Raw genomic sequence first — 24,696 nt, forward strand, 5'->3', positions numbered from 1 at the left:
TCGATATTCGAATGCATTTGTTATTGGTTATATTCCTATCCTAAATTTAAATACAAGTAAAGCTAAAATATTCTCTACAAAAGTCGCTTTTTGATTTCAAAGTAGTAATGAACTAGTAAAATTCGCCCATATGAAATTTCAAAAATCGTTGTGCGGACAGGATGTGTAGTTGAATTTATTTAATCTACATTTTTGATCATTCCGCCTGCAAAGATGCCTGATGGGCTAAGGCATTCTGTTTTGACGAAATAGCTTATGTCACAATTACATAGAAAATGGGTTTTTAAGCCTTTTTTAGCTACCCAGATATGGCTATCTAGCAATTGCTTATTATAATGCTACAGTTAAATTTTAAAATTTAGCGCCGCGGAGGCTAAAATAATTTTACTCTAGCCTGCCGCTTTGCTTTTGAAGGCTTTAAAATTTGCGCCGCTTTTCAGTTGGGCGAAGCGGGTTAAAACGAAACTTCGATCTTGGCGTTTAGGCTATTTGATTTCACGTCGTTTCCGAACGCGCCAGTATACGATAGCATAAAGCTCGCGTTTTTAAATATCATAGTCTCCACACCCACACCCACGGTGGCGAAGTCTCTAAGCTCTTCGCCCTCTAGATCCACGTATCCTGCGTTTGCGACATCCACTCCCGCGCCCGGTCTCGTGTCGCCGAAAAATCTATTGTAGGCTAGATCGAGCTGTGCGGACGAGCTCATGCCGCCTATTTTAAACGGCACGCTCGGACTGATGCCCGCCGTTAGGATATTCATGTTTCTAGATTTTTTATCCGTGCTCATCACGAACGGACCCACATTTTCGCTCATGCCGCCCGTTCTAGCGTAGATGCGAGAGACGCCCAAATAGGGATTTATCTCGAAATTTTCGCCGTTAAAGCCGCCGTATGTCGCGCTAGCAAACATATTTATGAGCTTTTCATTGCTCTTAGCGCCATTATTAGCGGTGTATTGCACTATCGTGGAGCTGCCGGTTTTTTTGCGTTTTATATCCGTATATACGGCGCCTAGATCAAATTTGACGGTTTCTAAGCCAACTTGCGCGTAAAGTCCCGCATGTCTGTTTGTGTGATCAAACTCTTTGCTGCCGTCTTCTTTGGTCTTGGTTTTTCCCACGCCCACTACAGCTCCCAGTCTTAAGTTTTCACTCAACGCACCGTCTAGGCCGACGAGCTGCGTCACGGAGGTGGATTTGAAATTTTCACTTCCCTCATCCGAGCTAAATTTCATGACGTTTCCCGCGGTGTTCGCCCAGAAGTTGATCCCCGTCTCCTCGTCCATGCTTAGCGCGTTAAAATTTCTTTTGCGGCTTAAGACGGCGTTTCGGATCAGTACGTTATCGATCACGGCCGCGTTTTGCGCGACGAAATTTGCCTCGTTCGCGAACGTTTTTAACGTATCGGCGGCTTGCTGCGGCGTAGCGAAGATGAAATTTCTATATAGATCGCTCGTTCGCACCGCAGGCCTGCTTCTAAAAACGCTCATTAGAGCGGGCTGATTGCTCGAGCCCTCTATCGCGGCGGCGATCAGTTTTTGATTTTTGCCCTTTGCGAAATCTACCATGCCCTTGCTGCCCTTTTTGAAAGTAAGCTCCAGCTTGGAGTCGCTAAAATTTCTTACTAAATCAAAAAACGCGTATTTTCCTAGGATCGTCTGATCGTAGCCTCTGAAGCTGCCCTCTACCCAGTACTTCTTCGATTTTGCGGGGTCTTTATATATCTTTTGCGCATCTTCAAAAAGAGGATTTTCTAGATCTACGATGGAATTTTTTTCAAACGTGAGGTTCAAATTAGAAGCTCCTGCCGAAGACATGCCGACTATACCCGCGTGCGATACGACGTATCTGCCACCTTGCTTTATCGTCGCCGTGACGGTATCTGAGGTGGCGGTTCTAGTTTTATTTACGAATTCTTTCGGCTTATTGAATACGTCGGTTTTGACCTCTTGGATGGTTAGGCTCTTTTTAATCTTCAAGGCGCCGCCGTTTTCTACGGTCACCTTACTGTTTTTTAAAGACTGATTTAGCGCCGTAATCTGCCCGCCTTTTATGATCGTATCGCCGCTGTAGGTGTTATCGCCCGCAAGCGTTAGCGTGCCGCCGCCTCTTTTTATCAGCGTTCCTTTATAGCCTTCCGCCGCTCTATGCGCTCGCGCTTGCTCTCTGGCTAGCTCTACATTGTATTCGACTCTTTCTTCTGCGGTTAAATTTCCGCCCTTAGCATCGAGCTGTGCTTTGCGCACCGCCCAAGCCGCCGCATCCGCATCGTCATCGGTCTTTCTAAATTTTATCGCCTTGTCAGAGATGTCATTGGACCAGACGTCGTCTACGTCCATATTTACGTCAAATTTCCCTAGAAACTGACCCGGTCCGAACATTGCCTTGCCGAGATCTACTATGCCCCAGCCCCATCTTTTATCGGGCACTCCAAGCTCGCTCGTCCAGCCCGAAAGCTTGCTGATATCATTCTTTTTGAACGAATACTTCGTCTGTCTCGCCGTCGTTAATAAGACATCCCTTGCTTGCTCGTTTGTCATATAGCTATATCTAGACATTATAACGCCCAAGGCTCCCGTTACGTGAGGCGCTGCCATCGACGTGCCACCCCAAGAAGCGTATCCCGCCTTGCCTGTTTTGACATCTACGATAGAGGATTTTATCTTTACTCCGGGTGCCGCTATGGTCCACCATTTAGAATCTCCCGCGGTATTAAATCTTTGGGCATTGCCGTCAGTTTGTCCCGTTACGTTTAGCCATAGCTTTTCCGCATCGGGGCGAAAATACGGCAGCATCGCCCTTGTGTAGGACTCCTCCATGCCGTCTCTATTGCCCGCGGTAAAGACTTGGATTATTCTGTATTTTTTAGCGACTTCGTATGCGGCGTCTATGAAGCTTTTTTGGCCATCCACTACAAATTGATAATAAGCTTTTTTAGCGGTATCTATATCTTTGAGGTATAGATGATGATTAGGCTTAATAGGATTAGCCGCCGTACCGGGAATCCCGCTGTAACCTTCCGCGCCCGGATAGGAGGAATTTACTCTTCTGTTTGATCCCCAGCTATTATTTATCGCTCTTACGCCCGATTTAGCAAGCTCGTTATATACGGCGTAGAAGTATCCGTAGTCTTGATTTGGGCCGTAGGTCATGCCGTCGTTTCCGCCTGTATTTCCCGAGTATAATCTCGACTCCCATGCCACTCCGTGCGTGCCGCTTCCGTCGCGATTTGCCCCTATTGTGCCTCCTACGTGAGTACCGTGTGAGTCGTTTATGCCGGCTATCCAATCGCCGTTAGTTTCAAATTTTTGTCCTTTTTTGAATTCACCCTTGTCCGTCTTGTCTTTTTCGTCGCTGCCTTTTTGTTTAAAGGGCGCGTTGCCGAATTCTGCGTCTGGGTAACGCATGCCGTCTTTGGAGTACTCGCCCTTCGCGGTCGCCCCCGTAACCCTGCCTCCTGCGAATTCTTGATGACTTAAAAGCATGCCCGAATCGACTACGCCCAGTTTTACATCTCTACCGGTGGCACCTTTGGCGTAGGCTACCGATGCGTTCATGCTACTTGGACCCCAGTATGCTTTATACTCGTCCGTCTCCCAGCTTTTTATATCGCCTACTTTGCCGGGTTCTATATACTGTGCTTCACAGACATTTGTAAATAACACGGCGCAAACTGCTGCAGACAACACATGGGCTCCTTTGAAATTTAACTTTCTCATACGATCCCTTTCTTTATGGTTTGGTTTTTATAAAAAAATTGTTTAATTATAATAACCTTTAAATGAAAATTTAATTAAATATTTTAAAGATTTTATAATAATTTACTTATATTTAAACCCATATCGTAGATTCCGATTAAGTGCTAGAATATAATGCAGAGCCGCGTTTAGGTCGGCTTAAATACGCTTTTACTTAAAACGCTCGACTAGAGGAGAGTGTATCGTCGCAAAATCGCGTGCTCGGCAGCAATTTAGTCGTAAGCGTTTACTTCGCGATAGTATACAGCTATAGGCGTTTGCTTCACAGCAGCACGCTCGTTGCGCTATTTGCACCGCATGCCGCAAAGATTTAAATTTCAAATCGTTCTCATTTTAGGAGCAACTTTGATAAAATTTAGCCATTTATTGATTATAATCAATTTTTTTGCCTAAATAAAATCTTAAAATTACCAACTAAATTTTTTATAAAGGATTTCTATGAGCGACAATCTAGAGATGTTCTGTCATCAGTGCCAAATGAGTGCGCCCGAGGGCTGCGGCGCCAAGGGCCAAGACCGCGGTACCTGTGGCAAAAATTCCACATTAAGCCTGCTTCAAGACACTATGGTTTTCGGACTTAAGGGCCTTAGCGCCTACCGCCACCACGCCCGTGAGCTCGGCGCCGATACTAGCGCGGTCGATACCGTTATGGCGGACACGCTGTATTTCACGCTGACGAACTCAAATTTTAACTTTGACGAGCATATCGCGCAGCTGATGGCCGTCGGAAGCGCGGGCGTGCAGATGATGGATATCTTAAGCGAGGCGCATACCGCAAAATTCGGCGTACCGACCCCGGTTAAGGTTAGTCAAAACAAGGTCGAGGGCAAGGCGATTTTGGTCAGCGGACACAACCTGCACGCTCTTGAGGCGCTACTAAAAGCGACCGAAGGCAAGGGCATCAACATCTACACCCACTCCGAGATGCTTCCTGCGCACGGTTATCCGGAGCTTCGCAAGTATCCGCACCTAAAGGGCAACGTCGGCAAGGCGTGGTTCGATCAGACGAAGCTTTTTAACGAATTTAAAGGCGCGATTTTGATGACCACGAACTGCATCGTGCCACTTCGCTCGTCCTGTAGCTACGCAGACAGGCTGTTTGGCTACTCTATCGCTGGCACAGACGGGATCAAGCATATCCAAAACGACGATTTTACGCCGCTCATCGAGTGCGCGCTTGCGTGCGGCGACGTGAGCATGGACAGCGACGAGAGCTTGGTGACGGGCGGACACTACAAGACGATTTTAAGCCTTGCGCCGCAAATTTTAGACGCGATCAAATCGGGCAAAATCCGCCGCTTTTTCGTCATCGCAGGCTGCGACGCGCCGGGCAAAGGACGCGAGTATTACCGCGAGCTAGCGCTTAGCCTGCCGAAAGACTGCGTGATTTTGACCTCTAGCTGCGGCAAATTCCGCTTCAACGACGTGGATTTCGGAAACGTGCCCGGCACCGAGCTTCCGCGCTATATCGACCTTGGCCAGTGCAACGACAGCAACGGCGCGGTCAAGATCGCCCTGGCGCTTAGCGAGGCTACGGGCATCGCGGTAAACGATCTGCCAGTCTCGATCGTGCTGATGTGGATGGAGCAAAAGGCGGTCATCATCCTGCTTGCGCTATTTAGCCTAGGCGTTAAGAACATCAACGTGGGCCCTACGGTGCCTGAGTTTTTCAACGACGAAATTTTGGGCTTTTTGGTGCAAAATTTCGGCCTTCGCCTAATCAGCGGCGACGCGCAGGCGGATCTGAAATACTTCCTGGGTGAATAAATTTCATAGAGAGGCAAATCGGGTAAATTTAAAATTCGGCAAAGCTCCGATTTTAAATTTACCCTTTATACGCCGCTTTTAGCGAAGCTAGCCGATCCGCTCCGCGGCTATTTTACGCAACGCTCATATTTAAATTTTACGACTATGCCGTCCTTCTTAATTTAAATTTTAAAATTTCATAATCTCACTAAATGCTTAGAAAAATTTAATTAAGTGTTTTTTTACACATTCGAATTCCAATCGTCTTTGCTATTACAATCCTTCTTTTTCTGTGCAAGTATTTATCTTATCCGCATCGCTTCCGCTTATAGTAATCCTATGGTGTGCCTCATTGATGCTTGATATTGCATAAAATTTTCCGTATTATCTCATTTTTCGCTATCAGATATTGCAATTTAGTGCCATTAAAATTTTAAATAAATATAGTATTTTCACAGGATTTTTAATCGGGATTTAAATACGGATTTTAATCTAAATTTTACTCATAAATTTTGAAATTATTTTATAAGTGCATGGCGCACGGCTTGTGGGAATAAAATTTTAAGCATATTTTGTGCAAAACTTCAAAATGCAGTTCAAGCTCACAAGCAGATAAATTCGTTGTAGCCTTGCGTTTAAAATTCCGTGCTAGCGATAAATTTCGCATCTTTACTTCGGTGCAAATTTTAAAATTTTATGCAGGAGATAAAATTATAAGCCCGTGCAATGCATAAATTCTAAAATTCCACGTCGCCTATAAAATTCCATGCCCCACACGACACATAATTTTGAAATTTTAAAATTTCACGCCGCAGATGAAATTTAGGAATTTCCTTTTGCGGTAAAATTTTAAAGCTCTCCCACAAATCCTCTGTCCGCGCGGCGAGTTCCAAATCCGTCTAGAACTTAGATTTTCCTCACCAGCTCGGGAATTATCGCTTCGAAATCGACCCCTTCATAGTCCTTGCGCTCCTCGTCGCTCATTGTCTCCTTGATCGTGCTTACGACGAAGTCCGCAGCGATTCGAACCGCCGTTTCTAGCGACTTGCCGCGCATTATCGCGCCGAAGGCTACGGCTGCGAAAATATCGCCGGTGCCGTTAAATTTAACCGGCAGCAGCTCGTGAAAATACTCATTCGTCCTACCCGTGCGCGCATCGTAGCTGAAAACCCCGCACTGATCGGCGATGTAGCCGATGCCTTTTAAAATAACCTGCCTAGCGCCCAGCTCTCGAAGCCTTGCAAGCAGATCCATGATAAAATCCCTATCCGCCCCCTCTCGGTATGGCACACCGGTGATCGCGCAGGCTTCGGTGATATTGGGCGTGATGACGTCGGCTTGAGCGCACAGAAGCGCCATCATGCGGGCAAAATCCTCGTTAAAGCCCGGATAAAACACGCCGTTATCGCCCATACAAGGATCGACCAAAATGGTCTTACCCGCGCCGCCGAAGCTCGCAAATAGCTCGCTCATAATCTCGATCTGTGCCGCCGAGCCCAAAAAGCCCGTGTAGATGCCGTCAAATACCACTCCGCGGTCTTTCCAGTGCGCCATGATCGCGCGTATTTGAGAGCTTAGATCGCAAAAGGTGTAGCCCGAAAAGCCCGTATGCATCGATAAAACCGCCGTAGGGATCACGCTTGTGCTCATCCCCATCGCGCTTAGTATCGGCAAGGCGACGGTCAGCGAAACCTTGCCCACGCAGGATATATCTTGAACGGTAAGAACTTTTTTCATCACAATTCCTAAAATTTTTGGCTCTATTTTACCGCTATTTATATTAAAAAGGCGAATTTAAATAAAATTTACTCTACGAATAGTCTAAATTTATATTATTTTTGGCGTTTTTCCGCTAAATTTTATCTCGGGTTCGCCGCAAATTCGGCTCTAAAAATCAACAAAAGGCAAAAAATGATAACCGCAAAGGCTCTTTACGCATCAGCTCGCCTTAGATCGCTGCCGCTTAGCGTCTCGGGCGTATTGCTTGGCAGCGGTGCGGCATACGGTGCGGGCGCGTTTAGAGCGGATATTTTCGCACTGGCGCTGCTTACGACGCTGCTGTTTCAGGTGCTAAGCGACTACGCCAACGACTACGGCGACGCGGTAAAGGGCACCGACGACGATGGTAGGCTGGGGCCGCGCCGCGCGATCCAAACGGGGCAGATGAGTGCGGCCGAGATGAAGCGCGTCATCGTCGCTACGGCGCTACTTTCTGCATTTTCGAGCCTCGCGCTAAGCGTTTTGGCATTTGGCGAGCGATTTTACCTCGTGCTGCTATTTTTGGCACTGGGCGGCGCGTCTATATATGCCGCGATCCGCTACACCGTGGGAGCCGGCGCATACGGCTACAAGGGGCTTGGCGATATTTTCGTGTTTTTGTTTTTCGGGCTTTTGAGCGTGCTGGGCTCGTACTTTTTATACGCACGCTCGCTTGATGCGGCGCTGCTGCTGCCGGCGTGCGCGTGCGGTATACTAAGCACTGCCGTGCTAAATCTAAACAATATGCGCGATATCCAAAACGACGCGCTCAAGGGCAAACACACGATCCCCGTTCGCATCGGACTGCGCGTAGCCAAGCGCTACCACTATGCGCTGATCGCGGGCGGAGCGAGTCTGATGCTATGCTACTCGCTTTTGCGGGGCGAGCCGGGCGTAAAACTACTCTACGCAGTTAGCTTTGCGCCGCTTATCAGGCATCTATTTTTCGTATCGAAAGTGCGGGAGTGTCGCGATTTCGACGGGCAGCTAAAGGTCGTCGCGCTCAGCACATTTACGATGTCGGCGCTGTTTTTTGTCGGGGAAATTTTGGGTTAATTTTAAACGCCGCGCAGATAAAATTTACGTCGGCACCGCAGCAAAGTCCTCTCGCGCAAAAGCGCTTTGTGCGAGTTCTCCTAATCTTGCAATCAACCTGCTTGTCGCACAGCAAAGCGTCTGCGGCAAGCTCGCTCAATGAAAACGTCCATAGCATATCTCTGTCCGCCTGATAGCTACCGCAATCAAATTTAAGGGGGCAAACTCCAGATCTCCGCGCCGTCTTGTATAGTTAAATTAAGCGAAATACCGCTCTTAAGTCCATACAAGCCCCATCACACCATGCTTTAATTGCCGTTTTGACGGCAGGTCGCCCGACTTTTGCGTCAAATTTAAAAACTAGAGCATTAATTCTACAAACGACCCGCGTGTTTGGCGCGGTAAGTTTTATGCTTATTGCACGGGCGGCAGCTCGCACCGCAAATGCTGCTTTAGCCCTACTTTTAAGCCCTCACACATTCTAAAATTTATCCATCCCTTCGGCTTTGATTGCTTTAGCCCTATTTTGAGCCCTCGCGCCGCTAAAATTTTACTAAATTTTACGCACCGCCTTTTTGAAACGATGCTTGCAAAACCATGTCTTTCTGCACATAGCCCCTTAAAATTCGAAGCAATTTTGCACGTTGTTTAGAACTTCGCGGTCGCAATATCCGCCGTTTTGCTCGCAAAAGTCCAAAACCGCCGCCTCATTCGGCACGCGGCGAGCTCGCAAAATCCAGTATGAGCCTATGCGTGCCGTCGCAGTCGCGATGCGCCAAGCTCTAGCCCAAGAACTCAAATAGCCCCTCAAACTCCGCCCTATTCATAGACAGGCTCTTTTCAAATGCATCTCGCTGCCACTACGCCGCTAGCTTTTTGAGTTCCTTTTTTCTAGATTTTTCCACTCTTTCTCCTTTGCTGCGCCGCCTTGCCGCACGAATATCCTTTGGGCGCATTAACCTCATACCCGTCGTCCCCCGCCCTCAATCGGGATGCAAATTTCATCCAAACCGTGCGCTACCTCGTCTATACCGAAATAACGCTTATTAATTTTAGCAGAGCGAAATTATAGCAAAAGCAGAGCGCGAAATCGCAAATCCGATGATTAAATTTTATCTAGAATAAAGAGCTATGTTTTCGGCTAAATTTTGCCGTACCGAGGGATAAAATTTAGCAAATTCGGATGAAATTCTATCGAGTAGATGTGTAGAATTTGACCATAATCTAAAACAAAAGCGGCCGCGCTCGAAATACGGCCGCTAAATTTTAAAATTTTACTTCTCAAACGCCTTTTCTAGGCTAAACGGAAACGCCTGATAGCCCATCGCGTTAGTCATTTTTATTTCGATTGACGGCTCTTTTGCGCCCCATTCAAACTCGTCGATATGCGGGCTAGGCACGCCGACGGGGCGACCTTTGGCGATGTCAAACTGCATGCCCGCGACCGCCGAGTAAACCATCACGCTATCAAGGTCGTCTTGATACTGCGCTAGCGAAGTAACCGAGCTGTACCACTCGCTGCCGCGCTGTTTGCCGTATTCCCAGACCTGCTCGACGGTCTTAGCGTTCTCGTCGATTTTATAGACGACCGCGCGGGAGTATTTCATACCCGCCATCGCAGGCTGCTCCATGCCGCGGGTGTCGCCGTTGTCAAAGACGGTTAGATAGACGACGCCCTTTTTAGACTTGCTATCGATTCTAAATGCCGTATGCTGCGTCCACTGCCAGTCAAATCCACCCTTCTCGCTCTCGTAGCCCGGACATTTTGAGTACTCGTCCTCGCAGACGATCTTTTTGCCGTCTTTATCTACCGGCTGGAGCAAGTAGCCCTTAAACTGATCCTTCCAGCCTTTGTGCGCGCCCATTATCCATTTGACTTTTTTGTCGCGGCCGATCTTGATGACGGCGTCTTGGTGGCGGCTGGAGATGATGATACTATCGTCGCTTGGATCATAATCCACGCTATTTACGTGTGCCCAGTTGCGTCCGGGCCCCGAGCCCACGATGTCGCCCCATTTTTCGTTCGTATCCATCGCGGCTAGTTCGTCCGTGCTCGCGGTGTGGCCCGCCTTGCTAGCGTCGATGTTTAAGCACACCGCGCCCTGATCGAGAGTTTTTAGCACGATGTCGCGGTACGGATCTAAAATTTCATATAGCCTAAAATCATCCACAACGTTGCCGTCGCGATCGACCTCGACGATGACGTCGCGCACGGTGCGGACGTTTTTACCGTCGGCGCGTTTATAGTTGGCATTTGCCGCGCGCAGGAAATAGTGCCCGTTTTGCGCTACGTCCATAGAGTGCGAGAAGTCGTTGTAGCCCGCAGGCAGCTCGCGGTTAAAGATTTCGCGCCCCATTATGTCGTATTTTGCGTATCTTTGGCCATATCCCCACGTCATCGCGCCGTCGTCGTTTTGTTTAAAGCCCATCATGACGCCCGCGCTAAAGGGCTGTTTGAGGTCGTAAATTTTACTCGGCTCCAGGTACCAGCGCACTTCGCCTTTGGTGTCTAGGATGAAGTTATTGGGGCTGTAGTTCCACTCGATCGCGCCGCCTGCGGGGTTGTTCCACACGACTTTGGTGCCCTTGCCGGTTTTATTTACGAAGTTATTTACGTAGTAGAGGCGGTTAGCAAATTTAGCGCTCGGAGCCTTCACGACTTCGATTTTATCAAACAGCGCGCCCTTTTGAGACGGCATGCCCGAGCTTTCTAGATAAATCGCCGGAGCGTAAATTTTATAGGTTTCTTTTATGTGCTCGGTTTGGCCCTTGTAAATTTTATCGTACTCGACCTCGACGGTGTTTTGATAGTCTGGGTAGAGCCCAAAAACCGGGATTCCGCCGTGCGTGCGAAGGTGCTTGTCGGCGACCTTATAGCTGATAACTTGACCGCCCGGTTTTGGCACGATGGTGACTTTCGCGTTTGCTAGCGTGTAGCCGCCGTTTTTGATGACCGCCGTTAGTGGCGCGATGTCGTATGGGTTTACGACCACTTCGCCGATCTTGCCAGGGATGCCGTAGTCGATGTGCGCACCGCTAGGTCCGCCGATAGCTAGCGCGGCCGTGCTTAGACCGCCTAAAAGCGCCACAGCTAGCGCAAATGAGGAAAGAGTTCGCTTCATCTTATTCTCCTTTGAATTGATTTGATACCGTAATTTTAATCAACCTCGCTAACGTAGAAATCACGCGTTTATTAAAACTTGCTTAATTATAAAAAATAATTTCAAATTTTAGCTTTTGCGCCAAAATTTAGTCGAAATTTTATAAATTTAATCTAAAATTTATCTTAGCGTGAGTTTTGCGGCGGCGAGAGAATATAAAATTAACGCAAACAAAATCATTTTAAGGAGCATTCCATGAATCTACTTTCTAAATTTAGCAAAGGCTTTTTAGCCGTAGCGATGTTTGGCGCCCTTAGCGCAGCCGCGTTTACCGAGGGCGAGGACTACGTAAAGCTCGAAAAGCCGCTATCCGTGGAGCAAAACACTCTAGTTAAGGTCTTTAGCTACGCATGCCCGTTTTGCTACAAATACGACAAAACCGTAACGCCGAAGGTCTTAGAAAAGGTCGCGGGGCTAAAATACGTGCCGTTTCATCTAAAAACCAAAGGCGAATACGGCGAGGCGGCGAGTAAAATTTTTGCCGTCTTAGTCGTGATGGACGAGGAAAAAGGCGTGAGTCTGCTAGATAAAAACTCGCTGTTTAAAAAGGCTAAATTTGCCTACTACAAAGCCTATCACGATCAAAAGCAGCGCTGGAGCGACGGCAAGGACGAGGCTGCGTTTTTAAAGACGGGGCTTGATGCGGCGGGTATCAGCGAAGCGGACTATCAAAAAAAGCTAGAGGACCCAAAGGTCGCCGAACTGCTTAAAAAATGGGACGAGAGCTACGACGTAGCCAAGATCCAGGGCGTGCCGGCGTTTGTCGTAAACGGCAAATACCTCATAATGACGAAGTCCATCAGCTCAATCGACGGCATGGCGCAGCTAATTGAAGAGCTGCTCAAAAAATAGGGCGCAGGCATGAAATTTGCGGAAAAAATAGCGAAATTCGCAGATAGCCGTCTGCCGTGGGCGATCCTCGTAGCAGTGAGCGCGGGGCTTGTTATCCTCGCGCACTCGCTGTTTCAAAACTACGTCTATATGCCGCCTTGCGAGCAGTGCGTCTATATCCGCTTTGCCTTTTTGTGCATGGCGCTAGGAGGCCTGGTCGCGATCGTAAATCCCAAAAATTTGCTCCTCGCGGCACTTGGCTACCTGTTAGCCTTTTGGGGCGCGATTCAGGGCATAATGTATAGCGTAAAACTCGCCAAGATCCACGACGCCGTGCATGGCGACGATCCGTTCGGCGTGCAGGGCTGCTCGACCGAGCCGCACTATCCGTTCGGCTTGCCGCTTGAGCGGTGGGCGCCCGATTGGTTTTTGCCTACTGGCGACTGCGGCTACGACAGTCCGCTGGTGCCCGAGGGCGTCACGCTAAGCGACTTTCAGAAGTATCTCGTGGACCTTTATCAGGACGGCTGGTACCTGATCCCATCAATCAAATTTATGTCGATGGCCGACTGCACGCTCATCGGCTTTGGTGTCTGCTTCGTCGTGCTCGCCGCGATGTTCGTTTGCAAAATTTTAACCCTCAAAAAAGCTTAAATCGGTCTAAATTTAGACCGATTTTGCTATACTCGCCGCATGAAAGCCTTACGCGAACATAATTTTAAAATCTACTTCATCATCATTTTCGCAAGCCTTTCCGTGGTGCTTTTGGGCGTGAAAAACTACGAGGACGCCAAGGCGCAGATCACGACGCTCGCGGATAAAAACAAGATCGCCGCTAGCGAAAATATGGTCGGGAATTTCTCGTTTTGGCTGGATGAGCGGCTGCACTCTCTGGTGCGCGCGGCTAAATTTATGCAAAACGCAGGCGCGATACGAGACGACGAAAAGCTCGGCGGCTTCATACGGCTTTTTAAAGAAAACTCCGCGGAATTCGACGCTTTGCAGTTTTTGCGCGAGGACGGGGAGATCTTCGTGGACGGCAAGGAGCTGGGCGACAATGAAGCGATGCCAAAGAGCCTTCGCACGGGGCTTGTGTGGTTTGAAGAGACCAAAAACACACTCGCGCCCACGGTAAATTTTATGCAGCGCCATAAAACCTTGGGCGAGCCGACGCTAAATTTATGCGTGCCCGTGCTGGACGGAGGCTCGTTTGCGGGGGTGTTTTGCGGCGTGGTGAAGCTGCAAAATATACTAAAAAATATGGAAAAATTTAAACTCGCGCCCGATACCTACGCCTTTATCGTCACGCACGGCGGCGAAATTTTAACGCCGATGAAGGACGCGGCGCTAAAAAAGCAGATCGAGGATAAATTTAAAGAGCTTTTTCTACGTGACGAAGATATCACGAGCCTAAATATCGGCTCAAATTTCATCTCCGTCGCCGAGATCCCCACGCTAAACTGGTTCATCGGCGCAGGAACGGATAATGAAAAAGAGCTCGCCGCGCTGCTTAACTCCGTACTAAAAAATGCTCTCATCCTGCTTTTTGCGTTCGCGGCGCTGGCGCTGGTGGCAAATTTCTTACATAACTTTATGTACTCAAAAATCAAAAACCTGCAAGACGACTATGAAGCCCTGCTCAAGCACAAAGCGCGTATGAGCGAGGCAGGCGAGCTAATCAGCGGCATAAATCATCAGTTTATCCAGCCGGTAAATTCGCTAAATTTGATGATCTCAAGCCTACTTATGCTACAAAAAGACGGCAAACTAGACGCCGCCACGCTAGAGCATATGCTGCAAAAGGGGCAGGCCGCGACCGTGCTTTTAAGCGATACGATCGAGATTTTTAGAAATTTTTATAAAAGCAGCGACGCTCCGCAAAAATTTAGCGTGCAGCGCTGCATCAAAGACCTGCTAAAGCTCATGCACACCGAGCTTAGCAAGGCAAACGTCTCAGTAAGCTTGCGCGAGTTTAAAGACGAAGAGGCCACGCAGCGCATGGGCATCGTGCAGCAAATTTTACTCATCCTCATTCACAACGCTAAGGACGCGGTCGTGGAGCGATACAAAGAGCAGATCGCCAAGCGGCAGGTTTTTTTGGACGTCAAATTTGAAAACGGCATGTGCAAGATAGCCGTCACAGATTGCGGCAGCGGCGTGAGCAAGGCGGCTCGGGATAAAATTTTAACCCAGCCAAAAACTACCAAAAAGCAAGGAAGTGGCATCGGGCTGTATTTTGGCAAAAAGCTAGCAAACGAAAAGCTTTCAGGCGACATTAGGCTTCTAAGCGCGGGCGATCCGACGACGTTTGAGCTGAGCTTTGAGATAAATTTAAAGGAGTGAGATGCAAGAGCATTTAAAGCTGCTTAAAGACCTAACCGTCCTCATCGTCGAGGACGACGAGATCGCAAGGGAGCTGCTAATAGGCGGGCTAAAGCCCTACTGCCTAAGCGTCTGGGGCGCGGGCGACGGGCTGGAGGGGCTAGAGCGCTTTAAAAAGCTAGCCCCCGCCGTCGTCATCACCGATATCCACATGCCCGCGATGAACGGCTTTGAGATGATGAAGGAGATGATGCGCATCAAACCGGCGCAAAAATTTATCGTCTTTACCTCCTACGACACCGACGACAACCTCATTAAAAGCATTGAGCACGGCGCGGCGTCGTTTCTAAAAAAGCCCGTCGATATCGCCGCGCTTTGCCGTCTGCTCGTAGCTCTAACCTACGAAAAGGACGAAAAGCTCGTGCGTCTGGGCTCGCAAACGAGCATAAATCTCACCAAAGAAAAGATCTACAAAAACGGCGAGGAGATCTATCTATCATTTTTGCAAAACAAGCTCTTTTGGCTCTTTGCATACAATCTAAACAAACTCGTGAGCTACGAGATGATCGAGGAGTTCGTCTATGAGGGCGAGCAAACGAGCAAGGGCGCGATACAAAACGTCGTGCTGAGGCTGAAGCGGGAGCTGGGGGTTAAATTTAAAAATATCAGCGAGAGCGGATACATAATGCTAAGCGGCGATCAAATTTAACTTTGCGGCTTGGCTTTTTGCCCTATACTTCGTTGGATTTCGCTACGGGCTGCAGTCGCGTATTATATTATACGCTCCTTTGCCCTTGCTCATCCGCCTCGTCTATGACAAAAATACTTCGCCTTAACTTTTTGCACCTAAATTTCAAGTCAAATTTGTAAATTTTAGCTCAAATTTTACTCGCCGAGATCTGTGCCTTGAAAACGTAAAATTTAGTAGTTATCGTTCCGCACGACTTAGCGATAAAATTTACTGAAAGCCCCGCCGCCAAATTTAACGCGGTGCATAAAACGAAACTTGCTTTGGCGCGGCTAAATTTAACGCGACAAGACCTATTTCGCCAGCAGCTCTTTTACCGCGGCGGCCATTTCATCGACGGAGCCGAACGAAGCCGTGTTTAAGAGATACTTGCCACTGACGACAAATGCCGGCACGCCCGAAATCACTGCGACTTCGTAGCCCGCGTCCCATTGCGCGAGCAGAGCCTGCGCCTTTTTGCTAGCAAGCGCGGCTTCGTATTCGCTCATGCTCACGCCTGCAGCATCCAACGCAGTTTTGATGAACCTTTGTTTGTCGCTACCGCCGCCGAAATCATCCTTTTTGTCGTGGATCGCTTTGTAAATCGCAAATTTCGCCTTTTTAAATTTTGACTCATCGCTTAGCAGGCTCACATCGTCTTTTTCATCAAGCACGATGAGCGCTGCAAATACACCGCTCGCCGTCTGTCCGAACACGCCTTTGGTCTTTAGGTGCCACGGCAAAAACTCCGTCCCCTCAAGCTTTTTCATCAGTTGTGGTGTGACCGTCCTGTCGAACGCATAGCAGTGCGGACACTCGTAGTTAAAAATTTTAACGACGCTGTTTTTCGGCACGTTTAGCGGCTTTTGTAGCACTTGATAATTAACTCCCACCTCTAGCGCGTTTGCACCCGAGCCAAGCAAGCAAACGGCGGCTAAAATTCTTAAAAATTTAGCGATTTTCATAAAATTCCTTTGCGGTAAATTTCAAAGATTGTATAAAATAAAGGGTAAATTTGAGATTAAAGCGGACAAAGGCAAGGCGGCTCCCACAGAAAATATATAAAATAGCAGGCTACGCCATCACGCCGCTTGAGCAAGCGGGCTAATTTATCGCCGCAAGCTCTATCTCTGATCTCGCTCAAGCTCAAATTTAATAGCAAGGATTGCACGCTCGCAGCTTAATTTTAAAGCATGCAATCCGCTTTAATTTAATAAATTTTACTTATCAAAGGCATGGATTATCCACTTTACGCGCTCAGGATCTGCGTGATCAAAAAATAGCGTCTTACCTGTATCAAGCGCAGCAATGGCAGCCATATCATCAGGCGCAAGCGTAAAATCAAAAATGTCGAAATTTTGCTTCATCCTCTCTATTTTTACACTCTTTGGAATGACGACGATACCACGCTGGATTAACCAGCGCAAAATAACCTGAGCCGAGCTTTTGCCATATTTTTCACCGATACCGCTTAGCACGGCGTTTTTAAATATATCATTTTTGCCCTCGGCAAAGCTAGCCCACGATTCAAATGCTATGCCGTAATCCTCAAGCGTGCGCTTTAATGCTTCACGCTGATAAAATGGATGGCACTCAAGCTGGTTTAAGGCAGGGATGACGCCGCTATTTTCGCACAGATCGACGATCCGATCGGCGTAGAAGTTGCTAACGCCGATAGAGCGAACAAGGCCCTCATCGCGCAAACGTTTCATCGCTCGCCATGAGCCATAAATATCGCCATATGGCTGGTGGATAAGATAAAGGTCGAGGTAGTCAAGCCCTAGCTTTTTCATCGACGCATCAAAGGCCTTTAGCGCGCGCTCCTCACCTGCGTCGCTGATCCAAAGCTTAGTAGTGATAAACAGCTCCTCGCGCTTTAACCCGCCTGCAAGAGCCGTCTTAATTGCTGCACCAACGCTTTCTTCATTGAAATACGCCTTTGCCGTATCAATGCTGCGGTAGCCGACCGAGATCGCATCCTCAACGCATCTTTGCGTCTCTTTCGGATCTACCTGAAATACGCCAAATCCCAAAACCGGCATCTTATTGCCGTCATTTAAGCTTACAAATTCCATTTTAGCTCCTTTGCTAAAAAATTCATCTTACATAAAAATTTAAAATTTCGCGCTTAATTTGCAAAATTCTATCCACACCAAAGCAGTAGGTGAAATTTAAAAGCCAAATTTCAACCTACCGCGAAATTTTAATAATCAAAGATATTTGGATCAATCACCAGCGCGCGATAGGCTACGTCGTCTCTAGACGCAGACTCCACGTCCATTTCAAATTTAATGTCGTTGCTCTTCGGATCGATCTCCACGAGTACCATTTTGATCGTTTTATCGGGCTTTAGCAGATAGACGTTTGAGCTTGAGATGAAGTATGTGCTTTTATCCTTTTGCCACTCCACGTTGCTAGTAACCGCGCTATAGAAGTCAAATCCGCGCTCCTTGCCAAACTCCCACGTCTGCTCGACGGTGCCCTTTTGCTCGTCGATCTTGTACTCGACCGCGCGAGAGTATTTTTGCTCTTTTAGCGCAGGCTGCTCCATGCCGCGGCCGTCGCCGTTGTCAAATACGCTGATGTGCTTTACGCTACCCTTGTTGTCGTAGCGCGGAGTGAGCCACGCGGTGTGCTGCGTCCACGACCAGTCAAAATCGCCCTCGCATTTTGAGTTTTCGCATTTGATTTTGTTGCCGTTTTTATCGACGGGCACTAACACTTTTTCTTTAAAGTCCGCGCTCCAGCCCTCAGGCGATGCGAGGATCCATTTTACCTTTTTGTCGCGGCCGATCTTAACTATGCCTTGGTGGCGAAGCGAAAGGATGATGCCGTCGTCGCTAGGGTCATATGAGATCGAGTTTACGTGCGCCCAGTTGCGTCCCGTGCCGGTCGATGTCACATCGCCGAAAGGCAGATCGTCGCTTATTTTGATCTCTTTGGCGTCCATGTCGATATTTAGGCATACGGCACGAGCGTCAAGAGCCTTGATGAGGTTGCTGCGGTAGACGTTTTTACCAAAAATTTCATTCAGATCCCACTCGTCCACGACCTTGCCGCTGCCATCCACTTCGATGATGTGATCTCTGATCGTGTGCGAAATTCTGCCGTCAGGATGATGGTAGTTATATTTGGCAACGCGAAGCAGCAAGTGATCGCCCTTAAGCGGCATCACCTCGTGGCTAAGATCGATGTAGCCGCGCGGCAGCTCGCGATTATACACCTCCTTGCCCATCATATCGTAGCGCATATATCGCTGCGCCATGCCCCAGCTAAGATCGCCGTTTGGCAGCTGGTGAAAGCCCATCATCATGCCGCCGTCCATCACTCTGCGCTCGCTGCGGTCGTAAAATTTCTGATAGTCCAGATACCATCTGACCTCGCCCTGAGTATCGACGACGAAATTTTCGGTGAAATCATTCCAGCTAGCCGCACCGCCGTTTTTCCAATCAAGCGGCTTATAAACGCTCGTGATCGTGTTGTTGATGAGATAGAGCCTGTTTTTAAACGCGGGATCGACCTTTTTGACCTTCATCTTTTGCATGTGGCTAAATCTATAATCGCGGCTATACGTCACGATCGGCTGAGCGTAAATTTTATACTTTTCGACCTTCTTTTCGCCGTTAAAAACGTAGCTTACTTCGACCTCGTTTAGATAGTCGGGATACAGCCCCCAGATCGGCACGCCGTCGTGCGTCAGTAGCGCATGCTCGGAGACGTTATAGGCGATGTCGATGCCGCCGTTAGGTTTTCCTAGCACCCGCACGTGGATATCCTTGATGTCCTTGCCCGCCCTATCGATGACGGCCGTTAGAGGCGCCACGTCGTATGGGTTGATAAACACCGAGCCAAGTTCGCCTTGAGTTTTTACCTGATGCGCTAAAACGCCCGCACTCGCCGTCTGCGGCACCGCTATAAACGCGCCGCCCGCTAAGGCCGCAGCCAAAACGATAGAACCGAAAAAATTCTTACGCATATTCGCTCCTTTTGGGTAAATTTATCAAATTTTACTACTACCAAATCACATAATAATCATACTAGCTTTAAATCAAATTTAAAGTTAAATTCTAATATATCTACTTAAATTTTAGAACGCAAGCGAGACGGGTAACAGGCTAAAATTTGATATAATTAGCCCTGCTTTATCAAATTTAAGGAGAGAAAATGCCATTCGTAAATATAAAAGTAGCCGCTCCAGAGCCTACAAAAGAGCAAAAAAAGCAAATCATCGCCGAGATTACGGACACGCTAGCACGCGTATTAGACAAAGACCCAGCCGCAATACTCGTAATGATCGAAACGCTCGGTATGGACAGCATCGGTAAAAGCGGTCTAAGTCTTGAGGAGATCAAACAAAATAAAGAGAAAAAATGAGCGAATTTTTATAGGATTTTGAGCTAAAAATCACGCTCGCAGCGGGCGATACTTGCGCCGCTAAGCGGTCTAAATTTGCCGAGCATGCATACAGGCAGCAGTTTAAAAACCACCCCCTGCGATCCGCTCTATCGGGCGAGCGTCAGATCTCTTACCGAGGATTAACGGCAGATGAGCGATCTGGAAGTCCTCAAAACCAAGCTCGCTCACGCGCTGCTCGATTTGACCTTTGGCGCGTAGATAAAAGCTTGGCGAGCCCTCGTTCGCACCCGGAGATGATACAAGCACAAAGCGCCGTACGCCCGCTGCCCTGCCCCACTTTGCTGCGGCATAGACGTAGTCCACGTCCACGCGCAAAAACGCCTCGCGCGAGCCCGCTTGTTTCATCGTCGTACCTAGCGCACAAAAAATTTCATCAAATTTATGTGGCGCGATATCCGAGATACCCTCAAAATCAATGATCCGCGCGCGAAGCTTAGGGCGGCAAAAGCCTATCTCGCGGCGCACCCACGCCTCTACCTCATCGTAACCCGAGCTCTCGCAAAGCTCGCGCACCAGCTCCCTGCCTACGACGCCCGTAGCGCCTAGCACTAAGGCGGATTTTCCCATTTTCACTCCTTAAATTTCTTTAAATTTTAACGCGCTTTGCAGTCAAATTTAACTCCGGCGCTACGTTATTCTAAATTTTACGCGCATATCGTCTGCGCGGCATGGCACGTCGCACGATCTATAAATGCGTAAAATTCAAAGGCACCTGCCTGCGCAGTTTGTCGCTACGAAGCTAATCAAGTCCTGCTCGCACGTAAAGAAGCAACTTAACAGCGCAAGCTATAAGTGAGCTTGCGCCTCACCCGATCCGCTATTTGGCGGCTGCTATATAATTAAATTTCGGTTCGCTAAGTTTAAATTCGAAGCTAGCCAAATCCACCTCTCCGATGCATGCATCGCTATCGTAAAGCGTGAGCAAAAATTCTGCCGTTTGTTCGCTACTGTGGTATTGCGAAAACGCCGCATCGTAATCAAATCCGCGCTTTCCCGAAGCTACGTCGCAAAACTCGCTTTTAGTCGCGGCGGGAGCTAGAACTTTAGCCTGCATTTTGGCCTCTTTATCCTGCGCCAGCTCGTGGCTCAAACCCTCGGTGAAAGCGCTTACGAAAAATTTTGTAGCGCAATACGGCACGACGCCGGGTGCCAGAAAATAGCCGCCCACGGAGGAGATGTTTATAAGCTGAGTTTGTTTGCGTTTGTAATCTCGCGTAAATAAGCTCGAAAGTATCGCGAGTGCGGTTACGTTTAGGTCTATCATTCTTACCGTTTTTTGTAAATCCTGCTCTCCCACTAAGCCAAAATCTCCAAAGCCAGCGCTATTAATTAGCGCCTTTAGCTCGTAGCTTTTTAGCTCGTCCCAAAGCGCTAGGACGTTCTCGCTGCGTGCAAGGTCGCAAATTTTAACGAGGGCGTCTGATTCAGGCGATATTTTAGCGATCTCGTCCTTTAAGCTTTGCAGCAGCTCCGCTCTGCGCGCGATTAGGATCAAATTTTCTCCGCGCCTCGCAAACGCCTTTGCCGCGGCCGCTCCGATACCCGAACTTGCGCCGGTGATGACGATATATTTTTTCATTTTCTATCCTTTTTAGATTCTTTGGCTTGAAATTTTACCGAAGCTCGCCGCGTATTCACGTGCGAACTCATCTTAAATTTATAAACTCGCCCGCGTTTTGCGGGGCGTTTTATTCGTCGCTTATCGGCGTGCGCTTGGTATCTACCGCTTTGCCGTCCAGATAGTACCGACCGCCGGCGACGTAGTGGAGCGTCTTTAACTCGTCAGGGATCTTTTCAAACAGCCAGTGCCCGCCGTCAAAGACCCTCTCGTCCGCATACGCCGCGACGACCTCGCCGATGAAAAGATCATAGCTCTGCTCATTGTGAGGCTCGGGGATACGCTTGCAAACGAGCCATGCCGCGCAGCCTCGCACCATAGGCACGCCCTGCTCGTAAAACATCTCCACGCCCTCAAGCTTGCCCGCGTCGGCGCGCATACTTATCGTGCCCATTTTGGCCACCAGCTGCGCTTGAGAGACGAAAGGGACTTGCACGGCGAATTTGCCGCTCTTTTCAAAAAGCGAGCGGGTAAAAGAGCCCGCGCCTATGACGGCCGTTAGCTTGTCGTAGTCCAGAGGGCAGACCCATGACGCGCTCATCACGTCCCGCACGCCGTCAAATTCGGCCGAGACCATGACGGTCGGCCCGTGATTTTATCAAGCGATACGCCTTGTGAAGTTCGACAGGTTTTAATGTTATTTTTTCTCCTTTGATTTGATAAAATTTAAATTTTATTTTTTGCCGATAATGCCCTAAATTTGGCAAATTTAAATAAAATCGGCCATAAGCTCGCCGACGATTTCTTTGGCGCTTTTTATCTCTTTTATTAAGCTAATACCCGAATTTACGTATATTATGCCGTTTTCTATATCGCCGTCTATCATTGCAAGCCTTAGCGGATTTAGTCGCTCGATTTTTTGCGCCACTACTTCCTTGTCGCCGTTTAGATACATTGCGTTTAGCTCTTTGGCAAATTTACTCGGCACTACGCGTTGATAGTCCGAAACAAAAAATAGCTCGCTAGAGCCCATAGATACGATGCTCTCTTTTGCCGGTTGCGCTGCCGGGCACTCGGTGCTAGCGATAAATCTAGTACCCACGTAAACACCGCTAGCCCCAAGTGCAAAGGCTGCTCGTACGCCTCTAACGTCGTTTATCCCGCCCGCAGCCATCACGGGCACGCTCACGGCATCGGCGATGATCGGCACGATGCTAAAAGTACCTATTTTATTTTGCGGGAGCACTCCACCCTCATCGTATCCCGTGGCAATTATAATATCTGCGCCCTCTTCTTGTGCCGCGCGAGCCGAATTTGCGCTTGGCGTAAGCGCCCTATGCACCAAAACTCCGCCGTTATCTTTGATAAATTTAAATAGCTCCGTTTCCACAATGCCGACAAAGAAAAACGCCTTTACGCCAGCCTCAAATGCCGTTTCCATAACCTTTAGCGCATATTTTTTGTCATTATCGTTTCGACAAACGATATTTACGCCGTAAGGTTTATCGGTTAGCGCCTTTATGCGTTCAAATTCTCGTTTATATCGCTCTTTCGTATTTAAATTTTCAGCGTCTCTGCCGGCATTTGGCCCCAGCACGCCCATTCCGCCGGCATTTGATACGGCAGCTACTAATGCGGCGTTTGTTATGTTATTCATCGGAGCTTGCACGATAGGCAAGCTGATGCCCAAAATCTCGCACAGCTTTGTCGATTGATTAAAATTTTTCATATTCTTTTTCCTTCTTTTTCCGTTAAATTTTCAGCTAACGTACCTGCCCTCGGCGCCTCTTTGCAGGTTTGTCACTATTTTTGGCGTTTTGTCGGCTTTGGATATTTTCGGCGCTAGCTTTTTAGCTCAAACCTCGTCCGCCGCGCTAAATTTGAACCCGCGCGCCGGGAACGATAAACGCGCAAAAACGCCAACGCGCACGGAAGTCAAAGCCCCAAATTTTCTATCAAATTTCGCTTTTAGGTAGCGGTAAATTTAAACGCTCGCCGAGGCAATCGCGTAAATTTAATTATCCGTGGATAAATTTAAGAGGCGAGGGCTTGCAAAATTTGCCCAATCCTACAAGCCCATCAAATTCGAGCTACTACGCAAACTCTTTTGGATGATAAATTTGCACGCCCTTGCCGTCCGTTTGAGCGGTGGCGATGACGGTGGCGCGCGTTTTGCGCGCTCATCGGGCGGTAGTTCGCTAAGACGCCCCTCGGCAAAAGCCCGAACAACCAGATCGTAAAGAGCTCGCTGAGGCGCAGCTCGTTACGTTCGCTTTTTATCGCGGGCAGCCTGGCGATTTGCAGGCTTTCATAGCCCAGCGCGCCGATCTTTTTCTCGGCCTTGCCCTTTGCCCTCATGTAGAAAAATCTCGACCGTTCGTCTGCGCCGTAGGCGGAGATGAGCACGAAGCGGCGAGTGCCCGCGGCGATGCCCCATTTTGCGGTGTTTACGGGGTAGCTCACGTCCACTTTGTAAAACTGCCTGCGGCTGCCGGCTTGCTTCATCGTCGTGCCAAGCGCGCAGAAAATCTCGTCTACGCCTCGCGGCTCTATCTCTTTGATTTTGTCGAAATTTACGATCTGCACCTCAAGCTTTTCGTGGCTAAATTTCAGCTCTCTGCGCGCCCAAACGACGAGTTTATCGTAGTTTTGGCTTTTGCAAAGCCCTCGCACGATCTCGCGCCCGACCGCTCCCGTAGCGCCCACGACCAAAGCCGTTTTTCCCATTTTTGCTCCTTTGATTAAATTTTATCGGCGGCGCGAAAATCGCTCGGTAGTAGCCCCCTAAATTTCGTCTTAAGCTCTACTGAGCGAGCCTAAGCCTCGGCGCGCTTGGATTAAATTCTTTCGCGGCGCGCGAAATTTAACGGGCTTAAAAATTTTACCCACTATTTTCTGTGGATCTTATAGCCCTTGCCGCTTTTTGTTTTTAGCAGCGAAATTTTGCCGTCCTTCGAGACGTAGTAGCCGCCCTTAACTTTACTTAAAATTTCGCTCTGCGGCAAGCTCGCCCAAAAAATTTCTACCCTGCTTTTATCTGCGGAAAATATCCCGTAGATCGCAAGCGTAGCGTTATCCGGATCATCTAACCTCACGTCCGCGACGTCAAAGACCTGCACGCAGCCATTCTTGATCTTTGAAAAGCTTTGCCCTGCGGCGACTAAGCAGCCGTGCTCATCCGTGCCGCCGCCTACCATCGGCCCCTGCACGGCGGGCACCTTGCAGACGTCCTCACTCGTGCTGCAGTCCGCAGCCGCGCTTTCACTCCTCTCATTCATTGCATTTGCCGCCTTGCCCAGCTTTGCATCGTGCGCCGCGCAGCCGCACAAAAGCGCCGCCGCAAAGGCCGCAATTAAAATTTTACCTCTCATCTTTACTCCTT

General features: G+C 48.7%; 20 protein-coding genes. 7 read left to right on the plus strand and 13 right to left on the minus strand.

Annotation, left to right across the window (positions count from 1 at the left end; all coding sequences use genetic code 11):
- Positions 1-454: 454 nt before the first annotated feature.
- The gene (locus Q0460_RS07600; RefSeq protein ID WP_299086196.1) at positions 455-3,721 is read right to left on the minus strand and encodes a S8 family serine peptidase; all 3,267 of its coding nucleotides are present in this window, start codon (positions 3,719-3,721) and stop codon (positions 455-457) included.
- A gap of 477 nt (positions 3,722-4,198) precedes the next feature.
- Here Q0460_RS07600 and hcp point away from each other — a divergent pair, with 477 nt between their 5' ends.
- On the plus strand, positions 4,199-5,527 hold the full coding sequence (gene hcp / locus Q0460_RS07605; RefSeq protein WP_299086197.1) for a hydroxylamine reductase: 1,329 nt from the start codon (positions 4,199-4,201) through the stop codon (positions 5,525-5,527).
- Positions 5,528-6,412: 885 nt separating this feature from the next.
- On the opposite strand, the gene Q0460_RS07610 is transcribed toward hcp, so the two are convergent.
- Positions 6,413-7,243 carry a pyridoxamine kinase gene (locus tag Q0460_RS07610; RefSeq protein WP_299086198.1) on the minus strand — a complete coding sequence of 277 codons (831 nt, stop codon included), beginning with the start codon at positions 7,241-7,243 and terminating at the stop codon, positions 6,413-6,415.
- 174 nt (positions 7,244-7,417) lie between these two features.
- Here Q0460_RS07610 and menA point away from each other — a divergent pair, with 174 nt between their 5' ends.
- Entirely contained in the window at positions 7,418-8,320 is a 903-nt protein-coding gene (gene menA, locus Q0460_RS07615) for a 1,4-dihydroxy-2-naphthoate octaprenyltransferase (protein WP_299086199.1), read from the plus strand.
- 598 nt (positions 8,321-8,918) lie between these two features.
- On the opposite strand, the gene Q0460_RS07620 is transcribed toward menA, so the two are convergent.
- Together Q0460_RS07620 and Q0460_RS07625 are read right to left on the minus strand one after the other, a co-directional pair.
- Positions 8,919-9,110, minus strand: coding sequence for a hypothetical protein (locus tag Q0460_RS07620; RefSeq protein ID WP_297915975.1), 192 nt, complete (start codon positions 9,108-9,110; stop codon positions 8,919-8,921).
- Between the two features lie 463 nt (positions 9,111-9,573).
- Positions 9,574-11,421: an aryl-sulfate sulfotransferase gene (locus tag Q0460_RS07625; RefSeq protein ID WP_299086200.1), complete on the minus strand. Its 1,848-nt coding sequence runs from the start codon at positions 11,419-11,421 to the stop codon at positions 9,574-9,576.
- A 234-nt stretch (positions 11,422-11,655) separates the two neighbouring features.
- Here Q0460_RS07625 and Q0460_RS07630 point away from each other — a divergent pair, with 234 nt between their 5' ends.
- Genes Q0460_RS07630 through Q0460_RS07645 form a run of 4 tightly spaced genes read left to right on the plus strand, consistent with a single transcriptional unit; the run spans position 11,656 to position 15,322 of the window.
- Entirely contained in the window at positions 11,656-12,312 is a 657-nt protein-coding gene (locus Q0460_RS07630) for a thiol:disulfide interchange protein DsbA/DsbL (RefSeq protein ID WP_299086201.1), read from the plus strand.
- 9 nt (positions 12,313-12,321) lie between these two features.
- Positions 12,322-12,945 (plus strand): protein-disulfide oxidoreductase DsbI, encoded by a 624-nt coding sequence (gene dsbI / locus Q0460_RS07635; protein ID WP_299086202.1) that lies wholly within the window; start codon positions 12,322-12,324, stop codon positions 12,943-12,945.
- 39 nt (positions 12,946-12,984) lie between these two features.
- Positions 12,985-14,634, plus strand: a complete 1,650-nt coding sequence (locus Q0460_RS07640; protein ID WP_299086203.1) for a sensor histidine kinase — start codon at positions 12,985-12,987, stop codon at positions 14,632-14,634.
- A gap of 1 nt (position 14,635) precedes the next feature.
- Positions 14,636-15,322, plus strand: a complete 687-nt coding sequence (locus Q0460_RS07645) for a response regulator (protein WP_299086204.1) — start codon at positions 14,636-14,638, stop codon at positions 15,320-15,322.
- 332 nt (positions 15,323-15,654) lie between these two features.
- On the opposite strand, the gene Q0460_RS07650 is transcribed toward Q0460_RS07645, so the two are convergent.
- From Q0460_RS07650 to Q0460_RS07660, 3 genes are all read right to left on the minus strand, one after another.
- The gene (locus tag Q0460_RS07650) at positions 15,655-16,305 is read right to left on the minus strand and encodes a thiol:disulfide interchange protein DsbA/DsbL (protein WP_299086205.1); all 651 of its coding nucleotides are present in this window, start codon (positions 16,303-16,305) and stop codon (positions 15,655-15,657) included.
- Between the two features lie 255 nt (positions 16,306-16,560).
- Positions 16,561-17,415 (minus strand): aldo/keto reductase, encoded by an 855-nt coding sequence (locus Q0460_RS07655; protein WP_299086206.1) that lies wholly within the window; start codon positions 17,413-17,415, stop codon positions 16,561-16,563.
- 128 nt (positions 17,416-17,543) lie between these two features.
- Positions 17,544-19,316, minus strand: a complete 1,773-nt coding sequence (locus Q0460_RS07660) for an aryl-sulfate sulfotransferase (RefSeq protein ID WP_299086207.1) — start codon at positions 19,314-19,316, stop codon at positions 17,544-17,546.
- 188 nt (positions 19,317-19,504) lie between these two features.
- Here Q0460_RS07660 and Q0460_RS07665 point away from each other — a divergent pair, with 188 nt between their 5' ends.
- Entirely contained in the window at positions 19,505-19,714 is a 210-nt protein-coding gene (locus Q0460_RS07665) for a 4-oxalocrotonate tautomerase family protein (RefSeq protein WP_299086208.1), read from the plus strand.
- A 102-nt stretch (positions 19,715-19,816) separates the two neighbouring features.
- Here Q0460_RS07665 and Q0460_RS07670 read toward each other — a convergent pair whose 3' ends face one another.
- From Q0460_RS07670 to Q0460_RS07695, 6 genes are all read right to left on the minus strand, one after another.
- Complete coding sequence (locus tag Q0460_RS07670; RefSeq protein WP_299086209.1) at positions 19,817-20,323, minus strand: NAD(P)H-binding protein; 507 nt, start codon at positions 20,321-20,323, stop codon at positions 19,817-19,819.
- Between the two features lie 250 nt (positions 20,324-20,573).
- Positions 20,574-21,335, minus strand: a complete 762-nt coding sequence (locus tag Q0460_RS07675) for an SDR family oxidoreductase (protein WP_299086210.1) — start codon at positions 21,333-21,335, stop codon at positions 20,574-20,576.
- 109 nt (positions 21,336-21,444) lie between these two features.
- Positions 21,445-21,951: a flavin reductase gene (locus Q0460_RS07680; protein ID WP_299086211.1), complete on the minus strand. Its 507-nt coding sequence runs from the start codon at positions 21,949-21,951 to the stop codon at positions 21,445-21,447.
- Between the two features lie 132 nt (positions 21,952-22,083).
- Entirely contained in the window at positions 22,084-23,043 is a 960-nt protein-coding gene (locus tag Q0460_RS07685; protein WP_299086212.1) for a nitronate monooxygenase, read from the minus strand.
- A gap of 350 nt (positions 23,044-23,393) precedes the next feature.
- A complete protein-coding gene (locus tag Q0460_RS07690; RefSeq protein WP_299086213.1) occupies positions 23,394-24,041 on the minus strand; it encodes an NAD(P)H-binding protein in 648 nt (215 codons plus the stop codon).
- A 161-nt stretch (positions 24,042-24,202) separates the two neighbouring features.
- A complete protein-coding gene (locus Q0460_RS07695; RefSeq protein ID WP_299086214.1) occupies positions 24,203-24,685 on the minus strand; it encodes a hypothetical protein in 483 nt (160 codons plus the stop codon).
- Positions 24,686-24,696 lie beyond the last annotated feature (11 nt).

The sequence above is a fragment of the uncultured Campylobacter sp. genome (assembly GCF_937980635.1).
GTDB lineage: Bacteria > Campylobacterota > Campylobacteria > Campylobacterales > Campylobacteraceae > Campylobacter_B.

Coding starts and splice junctions, on each gene's coding strand:
- Q0460_RS07600 (WP_299086196.1), bottom strand. CDS start 3,721: ATGAGAAAGTTAAATTTCAAAGGAGCCCATGTGTTGTCTGCAGCAGTT.
- hcp (WP_299086197.1), top strand. CDS start 4,199: ATGAGCGACAATCTAGAGATGTTCTGTCATCAGTGCCAAATGAGTGCG.
- Q0460_RS07610 (WP_299086198.1), bottom strand. CDS start 7,243: ATGAAAAAAGTTCTTACCGTTCAAGATATATCCTGCGTGGGCAAGGTT.
- menA (WP_299086199.1), top strand. CDS start 7,418: ATGATAACCGCAAAGGCTCTTTACGCATCAGCTCGCCTTAGATCGCTG.
- Q0460_RS07625 (WP_299086200.1), bottom strand. CDS start 11,421: ATGAAGCGAACTCTTTCCTCATTTGCGCTAGCTGTGGCGCTTTTAGGC.
- Q0460_RS07630 (WP_299086201.1), top strand. CDS start 11,656: ATGAATCTACTTTCTAAATTTAGCAAAGGCTTTTTAGCCGTAGCGATG.
- dsbI (WP_299086202.1), top strand. CDS start 12,322: ATGAAATTTGCGGAAAAAATAGCGAAATTCGCAGATAGCCGTCTGCCG.
- Q0460_RS07640 (WP_299086203.1), top strand. CDS start 12,985: ATGAAAGCCTTACGCGAACATAATTTTAAAATCTACTTCATCATCATT.
- Q0460_RS07645 (WP_299086204.1), top strand. CDS start 14,636: ATGCAAGAGCATTTAAAGCTGCTTAAAGACCTAACCGTCCTCATCGTC.
- Q0460_RS07650 (WP_299086205.1), bottom strand. CDS start 16,305: ATGAAAATCGCTAAATTTTTAAGAATTTTAGCCGCCGTTTGCTTGCTT.
- Q0460_RS07655 (WP_299086206.1), bottom strand. CDS start 17,415: ATGGAATTTGTAAGCTTAAATGACGGCAATAAGATGCCGGTTTTGGGA.
- Q0460_RS07660 (WP_299086207.1), bottom strand. CDS start 19,316: ATGCGTAAGAATTTTTTCGGTTCTATCGTTTTGGCTGCGGCCTTAGCG.
- Q0460_RS07665 (WP_299086208.1), top strand. CDS start 19,505: ATGCCATTCGTAAATATAAAAGTAGCCGCTCCAGAGCCTACAAAAGAG.
- Q0460_RS07670 (WP_299086209.1), bottom strand. CDS start 20,323: ATGGGAAAATCCGCCTTAGTGCTAGGCGCTACGGGCGTCGTAGGCAGG.
- Q0460_RS07675 (WP_299086210.1), bottom strand. CDS start 21,335: ATGAAAAAATATATCGTCATCACCGGCGCAAGTTCGGGTATCGGAGCG.
- Q0460_RS07680 (WP_299086211.1), bottom strand. CDS start 21,951: ATGGTCTCGGCCGAATTTGACGGCGTGCGGGACGTGATGAGCGCGTCA.
- Q0460_RS07685 (WP_299086212.1), bottom strand. CDS start 23,043: ATGAAAAATTTTAATCAATCGACAAAGCTGTGCGAGATTTTGGGCATC.
- Q0460_RS07690 (WP_299086213.1), bottom strand. CDS start 24,041: ATGGGAAAAACGGCTTTGGTCGTGGGCGCTACGGGAGCGGTCGGGCGC.
- Q0460_RS07695 (WP_299086214.1), bottom strand. CDS start 24,685: ATGAGAGGTAAAATTTTAATTGCGGCCTTTGCGGCGGCGCTTTTGTGC.